The sequence below is a fragment of the Paraburkholderia sp. RL17-373-BIF-A genome (assembly GCF_046030175.1).
Classification (GTDB): Bacteria; Pseudomonadota; Gammaproteobacteria; order Burkholderiales; family Burkholderiaceae; genus Paraburkholderia.
In genome coordinates this window covers 1-392 of record NZ_JARESO010000461.1, presented here as the reverse complement: position 1 = coordinate 392, position 392 = coordinate 1, and the positions used below count along the sequence as shown (strand labels likewise).

Below are 392 nucleotides of genomic sequence, written 5' to 3'. Positions count from 1 at the left end.
AACCCCGACTGGTCGAAGTAGATCAGGCGGCATGCCCCATCGCGAGCCGCTTGCTGCAGCTTGGAGAGCGTATCTGTCTTCACCGCGAACTCCTGCTCATCACGTTTTTTTTAAGCGAGTAGCGGCCACGTTTGTAGGAGAACCCTTCATGCCTGAGCGCAACCGACAACGTTTCCAGCCGGCACGGCAACGGCTGGCCGTGAACTTCCTGGATGCGCAGCGCAATCTGCCTGAGCGTCATCGATTCGGCACGCGCTGCTTCGATGGCCGTGGCGATCATGGCATCAGACAATGCCCGGGGACGGCCGCCTTTATGTCCGGTCAGCAAACCACAGAGGCCATTGTCATTCCAGGCGTGCGCCCAGTTGTACACCGACTTGTCACTCACATCG

The 392-nt window shown here is 59.2% G+C and carries 1 protein-coding gene; it reads right to left on the bottom strand.

The genetic code is table 11. The annotated features are described in order from the left end of the window. Positions 1–79 precede the first annotated feature (79 nt). On the bottom strand, positions 80–392 hold a 313-nt coding region (locus P0D80_RS51380), incomplete at its 5' end, for a helix-turn-helix domain-containing protein (protein WP_408296690.1).